General features: G+C 73.3%; 9 protein-coding genes. 7 read left to right on the forward strand and 2 right to left on the reverse strand.

What is annotated here, in order from left to right; genetic code table 11:
* A partial coding sequence (locus tag E1291_RS35580; RefSeq protein WP_131742453.1) for an AAA family ATPase occupies positions 1-1,853 on the forward strand: 1,853 nt, incomplete at its 5' end.
* Positions 1,854-1,884: 31 nt separating this feature from the next.
* Here the strand turns inward: E1291_RS35580 and E1291_RS35585 are convergent.
* Positions 1,885-3,942, reverse strand: coding sequence for an ABC transporter ATP-binding protein (locus tag E1291_RS35585; protein WP_131742454.1), 2,058 nt, complete (start codon positions 3,940-3,942; stop codon positions 1,885-1,887).
* 201 nt (positions 3,943-4,143) lie between these two features.
* Here E1291_RS35585 and E1291_RS35590 point away from each other — a divergent pair, with 201 nt between their 5' ends.
* The 6 genes from E1291_RS35590 to E1291_RS35605 all read left to right on the forward strand — a co-directional run bounded on the left by E1291_RS35590 (position 4,144) and on the right by E1291_RS35605 (position 7,562).
* Positions 4,144-5,259, forward strand: a complete 1,116-nt coding sequence (locus tag E1291_RS35590) for an LCP family protein (protein WP_242614583.1) — start codon at positions 4,144-4,146, stop codon at positions 5,257-5,259.
* Between the two features lie 20 nt (positions 5,260-5,279).
* On the forward strand, positions 5,280-5,567 hold the full coding sequence (locus E1291_RS35595; protein WP_131742455.1) for a hypothetical protein: 288 nt from the start codon (positions 5,280-5,282) through the stop codon (positions 5,565-5,567).
* Positions 5,568-5,689: 122 nt separating this feature from the next.
* Positions 5,690-5,848 carry a hypothetical protein gene (locus E1291_RS42635; RefSeq protein WP_165495456.1) on the forward strand — a complete coding sequence of 53 codons (159 nt, stop codon included), beginning with the start codon at positions 5,690-5,692 and terminating at the stop codon, positions 5,846-5,848.
* Positions 5,849-6,016: 168 nt separating this feature from the next.
* On the forward strand, positions 6,017-6,175 hold the full coding sequence (locus E1291_RS42640) for a hypothetical protein (protein ID WP_165495457.1): 159 nt from the start codon (positions 6,017-6,019) through the stop codon (positions 6,173-6,175).
* 88 nt (positions 6,176-6,263) lie between these two features.
* Entirely contained in the window at positions 6,264-6,752 is a 489-nt protein-coding gene (locus E1291_RS35600) for a glutathione peroxidase (protein ID WP_131742456.1), read from the forward strand.
* Positions 6,753-6,968: 216 nt separating this feature from the next.
* Complete coding sequence (locus tag E1291_RS35605; RefSeq protein ID WP_131742457.1) at positions 6,969-7,562, forward strand: Uma2 family endonuclease; 594 nt, start codon at positions 6,969-6,971, stop codon at positions 7,560-7,562.
* 45 nt (positions 7,563-7,607) lie between these two features.
* On the opposite strand, the gene E1291_RS35610 is transcribed toward E1291_RS35605, so the two are convergent.
* On the reverse strand, positions 7,608-8,150 hold the full coding sequence (locus tag E1291_RS35610; protein WP_131742458.1) for a methylated-DNA--[protein]-cysteine S-methyltransferase: 543 nt from the start codon (positions 8,148-8,150) through the stop codon (positions 7,608-7,610).
* Positions 8,151-8,405: the final 255 nt, after the last annotated feature.

Here is an 8,405-nt window from a genome sequence, read left to right on the forward strand (position 1 = left end):
CCCGGACGGCCGCCGCGCGCCGCGCAGCCGACGGCCGGCCGGACGCCTCCGGCGCGCCGGAGCCCACCGCGCCGGAGTTCACGGGATCGGAGACCACGGGGCTGGAGATCACGGGGCTGGAGATCACGGTGGCGGACCTGCCGCAGCGGCTCGTCCCGGGCGGCCGCGCGGAGACCGACCCGCTCGCCGAGCTGGCCGCCTGCGCCGGGATCGAGCCGGTGAAGCGGGAGGTGGACGCGCTGGTCGCCGAGGCCAAGGCCGCGCACCTGCGCCGCGAGGCGGGGATGGCGGTGGCGGCGCGGCCCCGGCACCTGGTCTTCACCGGCAACCCGGGCACCGGCAAGAGCCTGGTCGCGCGGATCCTCGGCCGCATCTACGCCGACCTCGGCGTGCTGTCGTCCGGCCACATGATCGAGGTGGACCGCGCCGACCTGCTCGGCGAGTACGTCAGCGAGAGCGTGCTGCGGGTGCGGCGGGCGGTGGAGCAGGCGCTCGGCGGGGTCCTGGTCGTCCGGGACGCGCACGCGCTCGCCCCGCCGTCGCCCGAGGGCGCGCGCGGGCGGGAGGCGCTGGAGGTGCTGCTCACCGCGGTGCAGGCGCACGCCGACGATCTGGTGGTGGTGCTGACCGGCCCGGAGGCGGAGCTGAACGGGCTGCTGAAGTCGCTGCCCGGCCTCGCCGCGCACGTCCAGCGGATCGTCCGCTTCCCCGACCTGACCGAGGACGACCTGGTCGAGGTGTTCGCCGCGAAGGCGGCCGACGCGGGGTTCGCGCTGGCGCCCGGCGTGCTGGAGAAGGTGCGCGGGCTCGCGCAGGCGGCGCCGCGCGACCGCGGCTTCGGCAACGCCCGCATCATGATCAACCTGCTGGACCGGGCCGTCGCGATGCAGGGCCGCCGCGTCCTGGCCGACGGCGTCGTGGACGAGACGGAGTCGCTGGACGAGATCCTGCTCCAGGACGTCCCCGACACCCTGTCCCGCGGCCGCGACGAGGTGCCCGGCGACCCGCTCGCCGACGTCGGCCGGCTCATCGGCCTGGAGGCGATCAAGGCGGAGGTCGCCTCGCTGGTCGCCGAGGCCCGCGCCGAGCAGATCCGCCGCGACGCGGGCGTCCCGCTGGCCTCGCCGACCCGGCACATGGTCTTCACGGGGAACCCGGGCACCGCCAAGACCACGATCGCCCGGCTGATCGCCGCCGTGTACGCCCAGCTCGGGCTGCTGTCGTCCGGCCACCTGGTCGAGGTCGCCCGCGCCGACCTGGTCGCCGAGTTCGTCGGGCAGACGGCGCCGCGGGTGCGCGCCGCGGTCGAGCGGGCGCTCGGCGGCGTGCTGTTCGTGGACGAGGCGTACGCGCTGACGGGGGCCGGCGGCGACGGCCGCGACTTCGGCCACGAGGCGGTCGCCGAGCTGCTGCGGCTGATGGAGGAGCACCGCGGCGACCTGGTGGTCATCGTCGCCGGGTACGACGCCGAGATGGAGCGGTTCCTCTCCTTCAACCCCGGGCTCGACTCCCGCTTCCCGAAGGTGCTGCGCTTCCCCGACTACTCCGACGACGAGCTGGTCACGATCTTCGAGTTCATGGCGGCCGAGGCCGGGTTCGCGCTCGCGCCGGGCGTGCTGGAGGCGCTGCGCGGGCTGGTCGCCGCGCAGCCCCGCGGCACCTCCTTCGGCAACGCGCGGCTCGTCCGCAACCTGCTGGACGCGGCCGTCTCCCGGCAGGCCCGGCGCATCACCGCCGCGCATGACGAGGACCCCGGCGCGGTCGACGCGGGCGAGGTGCGGCTGCTGCGCCCCGAGGACCTGCCCGCCGCGCCGCCCCGCGATCGCGACGGCGCCGTGGGCCTGTACATCTGACCCCGCCCGTGGGGCCGCGCGGGGCGCGGCCCTACGGGGTTCCGGCCTGCCGGGGCGAGCCGGCGCCCTCCGGCGGCGCGCCGGTCGCGTAGGCGGCGGCCTGGAGGCCGTACAGCTCGGCGTAGAGGCCGCCGTCCGCCATCAGGGCGTCGTGGTCGCCCTCCTCGATCACCCGTCCCCCCTCCAGCACGTAGATCCGGTCGGCGTACCGGACGCTGGCGAGCCGGTGCGTGATCAGCAGCACGGTCCGGCCGTCGGCGTGCGCGCGGATCTGCTCGAACAGATGGTGCTCGGCGCGCGCGTCGAGGGCGGCGCTCGGCTCGTCGCAGATCAGCAGCGGGGCGTCCCGGTAGAAGCCGCGGGCCACCGCGAGCCGCTGCCACTGCCCGCCCGACAGTTCCGCGCCGCCCTCGAACCGGCGGTCCAGGAGGGTGTCGTAGCCGCGCGCCAGGCCGTCGACGACCTCGGCGGCCCCGGACGCGCGCGCCGCCGCGAGCATCCTCGCGTCCGCGAGGTCGGCGCCGTTGCCGGGGCCCGCGTCCGCGCCGCCACCGTCCCCGCCGCCGCCGTCCGCGTCGCCGTCCGCGCCGCCCCGGCCCATCGTGATGTTCTGCCGCGCCGTCATCGGCCAGTGCGTGTAGTCCTGCGCGATGACGGCGACGCGCTCCCAGATGTCGCGCGGGGCGACCTCGGACAGCGGCACGTCGTCCCAGCGGACCTCGCCGCCGTCGGGGTCGTACAGGCCCGCGACGATCCGCGACAGGGTGGACTTGCCCGACCCGTTCTCGCCGACGAGCGCGACGACCTCGCCCTTGCGCAGGGTCAGCGAGACGCCGCGCAGGGACGGCTCGTCCACGCCCGGGTAGGTGAACGTGACGTCGTCCACGTGGACGGCGGAGAAGTCGCCGGGCAGGCTCCGGGTCGCGGCGCCGTCCGCGGCGCGCCGCCCGCGTTCCGGGATCATGTCCTCGGCCACCGCGCAGAAGCGCATGTAGTCCCCGAAGTACAGGCCCTCCTCGTAGCACTGGTTCACCGCGTACACGAGGTTGACCAGGGAAGCCTGGCCCGCCCTGATCGTGAGGACGGCCGTGCCCGCCACCGCGAGCGGCACCGCGCCGCGCCACAGCATCAGGCCGAGCACGACGTAGACGGTGGCGGTCACCAGCCCCTTGACCACGTCGCCGCCGATCCGCACCAGCGCCTGGCGGCGCGCCAGGTCCAGCTCGACCCGGCGCTCGTAGGCCGCGAGCCGGTCGTAGCGGCCGAGCAGGAACGCCCGCATCATGAACGAGCGCACCTCGGCCGCGTGCTGCCGGTCGATCATCAGCTCGGACAGGATCCACTTGCGGCGCGCCACCCCGACCAGCGCCAGCATCGTCACGTACCGCATCCGCGCGGCGCGGACCGACGCCCACCCCTCGGGCAGCGCGGTCAGCAGCAGGAGCGGCAGCAGCAGCGGGTGCAGCACGCCGAGCGTCCCGGCCGCGGCGACCATGCCGACGGCGCCGGTGAGGACGTCCACCGCGTTGCGGACGACCCGTGTCGCCGACGCCGTGCCGCGGCCCTCCGCGCGCTTCAGCTCGTCCAGGAAGTCGGAGTCGTCGAGCGCCGCCAGCGCCACCGCGGTCGTCAGCTCGTACAGCCGCAGCGCGACCAGCCGGTCCACCTGCGGCTGGAGCCGCGCCTGCGCCCAGCCCGCCGCGGCCTTCAGCGCCGCCTGCAGCGCCACCGCGCCCGCCACCAGCGCCAGCGACGGGAGCGCGTCGTGGACCCGGTCAGGGGTGGGCCCGGCGCTGAACAGCGCGGTCAGCACCCCGGTGGTGGCCAGCAGGCCGAACGCGGTGAAGACGCCGGCGAGCAGGTTCAGCGAGATCGTGACCGCGGTGTCGGCCCGGCTCGCCCGCCAGGCCAGCCGCGTCGCCTGGACGATCACCATGGGCAGCCGCCGCGCCATGGTGCGCATCCCGGTCTCCGACAGCTCCCGGGTCCGGGAGTGGTAGCGGGGCGCCGTGAGCTCGGGGAAGTCCGGGTCCGCGGCGCCCGCCGCCGGTCCCGGGTCCTGTTTCCGCCTTCTCCGCCGCACGCCCATCCGCCGCCCCTCGCCGTTCCCGCCAGGGTGCAGTCTGCTCCGTAAGGAGGAGGATGTCCGCTTCTAAAGTCACATAGCGTGGCGAGGCGGACGAGGCGACAATCATGCGGCGGAAGGACGCGGCCACGACCCCGGGTTGTCTAGGGTCTACGGCATACCGACGGCCGGCCGGAGGGCTGGACACGCAAGGAGGGCCCATCCGTGGCGCGCAGCAGGCACGACTCCGTCCCGGCCGAGCACCCGCACCCCCACGAACGGGACCCGTACGCCGATCCCTACGCCGACCCTTACGCGGGCGACCAGCTCGCCGGGCGCCGCATGGACGCCGGCGGGTACGGGGACGAACCCCCGCCGCGCCGCCGCCGGCGCCGCCGCCGCTGGCCGTGGGTCCTCGGCACCATCGGCCTGGCGCTCCTGCTGCTGGTCGTCGGCGGCTACTTCTACCTCGACTCGCGGCTCAAGCGCGAGTCCGTCCTCGTCGACTACCCCGGCCGCGTCGCCGACACGCCCGGCACCAACTGGCTCATCGTCGGCTCCGACAGCCGCGAGGGCATGTCCCGGGCCGACCAGCGGCGGCTGCGCACCGGCTTCGCCGCCGGGCGGCGCACCGACTCGATGATGCTGCTGCACTACGGCGACGGCGGGACGTCCCTCACCAGCCTTCCGCGCGACTCCTACCTCCCGATCGCCGGGCACGGCTCCAACAAGCTCAACGCGGCGTTCGCGTTCGGCGGGCCGAAGCTGCTCGTCCAGACGGTGGAGAGGGCCACCGGCGTGCGCATCGACCACTATGCCGAGATCGGCTTCGGCGGCTTCGTGGGCGTCGTGGACGCCGTCGGCGGCGTGGACATCTGCGTCAAGGAGAAGATCGACGACCCGAAGGCGGGGCTGAACCTGCGTCCCGGCTGCCAGTCGCTGAACGGTGGGCAGGCGCTCGGCTACGTGCGGACCCGCAAGTTCGCCCGCGCCGACCTCGAGCGGGTCGAGCACCAGCGGCAGTTCTTCGGCGCCCTCATGAAGAAGGCGGCCGGGCCGGGCGTACTGCTCAACCCGTTCCGCGCGTTCCCGCTGGCGCTCAACGCCACCAGCAACTTCCTCGTCGACGACGGGGACCACCTCTACGACCTCGTCCGGATGATGTGGGCGATGAAGGGCGTCAGCGGCGGCGACGGGGTGACCACCACCGTCCCGATCGGCGGGAGCGGCAGCGCGGGCGGCGTCGGCTCCTACATCACCTGGGACAAGTCCAGGTCGGCGCGGCTGTTCGGTGCCCTGCGGGAGGATCAGCGAATCCCCCAGGACGTCGTGATGAAGTGAGGTTTCGCTAAAGTCGGATCATGTCCGACATCGAGAGCGGCGCGGGCCTGGAGGACCTTCCCTCGAAGGAGCTCCACGCCCGCGCGATGAGACTCGCCAAGGAGCGCCGCGACGTCGGCTTCCTGTGGGACCTGCTGCGCGCCATCCCCGCCGCGGCGGCCTCCACCGGCGAGGTCGACCGCGCCGAGTTCGACCTCCTGCACGGCCTGTCGCTGCTGGAGGAGTTCACGCACGCGGGGGAGGGCGACCTCGCCGACGCCCTCCGGCCCTTCTACATCGACTATCTCGCGCAGCACGGCCGATCCTGACGCCCGGGGCGCGGACCGCGCCCCGAGCGGATGATGACCTTGACTTTGCCCGCCCTTGATCTCTGTCAGGCCACCCTGGGGAACTACACTCCGTAGGCAACTGACCGCAGAGGGTGGTTGAAGTGAACAAGAAGCATCTGAAGGTGGCCAGCATCGCCTTCGTGGCGTGGTACGTCATCAGCCGACCCGAGGGAGCGGCGGGTCTTGTGCACAATGCTCTGAGCGGTCTCGGCACCGCCGCGGAGTCGTTGTCCCAGTTCATGAGCGCCATCCCGAACTAGGGCGGCTCCTTTGGCCCCGTGCCCCGGGCAGGGCGCGGGGCTCTTTCGCGCCCTGGGTCGAGCGCAAGCCCCACGGGGACAGTAAAATCGCGCTTTGCGGGCCGACGCAGATGGGCACAATTGGATCGGGTCAAGTGCTTGCCGGGCTACTACCAGGGACGGCGTTACGTGATTAAGAAGAACTTCCGCTACGTGGCGATCGCCTTCGTCGCCTTCTACTTGCTGAGCTCGCCCAACGACGCCGCTGACGTGGTGAACAACGCGTTCAGCCAGCTCGGGACGGCGGGCAGCCAGCTCTCCTCGTTCGTGAACGCGTTGGGCAAGTGAGGCGGCGCCGGCGCCCGGACCGGGGCGGCCGGCGGACACGCGTCGAGGCCGGGTGCCGCGGCGCGGCCGAGCTTCTAAGATCGGCCGCATGTCTGTCTTCGACGTAGAGATCGGTGGTCTGCGGGGCGGATCCGCGGACCTCGCGCAGTACAGGGGCAAGGCCGTGCTCGTCGTCAACGTCGCCTCCAGGTGCGGCCTGACCCCGCAGTACTCGGGCCTGGAACGGCTCCAGGAGCGGTACGCCGAGCGCGGTTTCACCGTCCTCGGCGTACCGTGCAACCAGTTCATGGGCCAGGAGCCGGGAACCCCCGAGGAGATCGCCGAGTTCTGCTCGGCGACCTATGGCGTGACCTTCCCCCTGACCGAGAAGGTGGAGGTCAACGGCGACGGCCGGCATCCCCTCTACCTGGAGCTGGTCGGTACGCCCGACGCAGAGGGCCACACCGGCGACGTCCGCTGGAACTTCGAGAAGTTCCTCATCGGCCCCGACGGCGCCGTCGCGGCGCGCTTCGCCCCGCAGGCCGAACCGGAGGCCGCCGAGGTCGTCGCCGCCATCGAGAAGAACCTCCCCGCCTGACCGGCCGGACGCGCCCTCCGCCCCACCGGGGGGCGCGCCCCACACCACCCCGCCACATAACTCTCACCACCCAGCACCCCAGCCCCACCGTTTCCACCCCGAGCCCCGTGCCGATCGCTAGAGTCAGGCACCTCGGCGTAGTCGAACAGGTGCTCAGTGTGATCGATCGGCGAGTGCCGATCGTGCCAGACTGGTCTCGGATGGAGGTGATGAGGCATGGCGACTCCCCTGCCTGCCGAGCCGATGCCTGATCAGGACGGATTCACCGTCGAGGACTGGCTGGCGCTGCCGGAGAGCCGGCAGCGCGTCGAGTTGATCGACGGCAGTTTTGTCGTGAGCCCCCTCGCCGCGACCAATCATCAGATCTGCACGAGCCGCTTGACGCGCATCCTCGTGGCCGCCGCGCCCGACCACCTGGAGGTCACCGAGGGCGCCAACGTGCCCTGCGCGGGAGAGGGAGCGATCCCGGACGTGGTGGTCGGTGACGCGGACGTCATGCTCGCCGCGACCGTGGCACTCGACCCGGCGCACATCCACCTGGTGGCCGAGGTCGTCAGCCCCGGCAGGAAGAACCGGACGAGGGACTACACCGACAAGCCCCGGATGTACGCCGCTGCGGGCATCCCGATGTTCCTTCGCATCGAGCTGACCGGGGCGGGGGCGCCTTGCGTGGAGGTCCTCGTGCTCAAGGGCGCTGAGTACGTGCAGCATGAGCGGGTCTGCGCCGGGCGGACGCTGCGGTTGGCCGAGCCTTTCGAGGTCGCCTTCGACCCCGCTGTGCTCACCGGGCCGCGGCGCGCGCGGGGCTGACCGGCGGGCCGGGGCCCGCCGGTCGCGCTCGGGTGAGCGGGGCGGTCAGGGGCCGCGGGTGATGTCCCAGTCGAGGGTGGCGGGCAGCGTGCCCTCCAGCGTGAGGAGCCAGCGCTTGACCTCCACGCCGGAGCCGCCGCTGTAGCCGCCCAGCCCGTTGGAGGCGACCACGCGATGGCACGGGACGATCAGGGGGATCGGGTTGCTGCCCATGATCTGGCCGATGACCTGCGCGTGGACCCCCGTGCCGCTGCGGTCGCCGAGGTCGCCGTAGGTGATGCTCCTGCCGTAGGGCACCGTCTCGTACAGCGTGGTCAGCACCTGACGCTGGGCGTCGGCGGTGAGCCGCCAGTCGATCGGCGACTCGAAGGTCTTCAGGTCGCCGGAGAAGTAGTCGCGCAGCGCCGACAGCGCCGGGGCGAGCCGGCCGGGCGCGTCCACCACCGGGAGACCCGTGGCCTTGGCCGTGCGGGCGCGCGCGGCGGGGGTGTCGCGGAAGTGCAGCGAGACGATCCCCGTCTCCGTCTCGCCCACGAGCAGGCGGCCGAGCACGGTGTCGACCGTGCCGAACGCGAGGGTCTCGTTCATCGTGCAACGCTCCTTCCCGGCGGACCCGGCGAGCCTCTCACGCGGATCCGTCATCTCATCCAACACCGGCGCGCCCCCGGGCGTTGCAGGCTCTACGAAGCGGTCAGGGCGTGGTGGAGGCGGGCGGACTCCTTGGCGAGGCGGCTGCCGCCGCCACGGCCGGCGAGGGCCTCGACCGCGGGGATCGCGCCCCGGGCGCCGGCGGCCTCGGCCGTGCGGACGCCGAGGGCGATCAGGTCGGGCAGCCCCGTCGCG

It is taken from the genome of Actinomadura roseirufa (assembly GCF_900659635.1).
In the GTDB taxonomy this organism is placed as follows: Bacteria; Actinomycetota; Actinomycetes; order Streptosporangiales; family Streptosporangiaceae; genus Spirillospora; species Spirillospora roseirufa.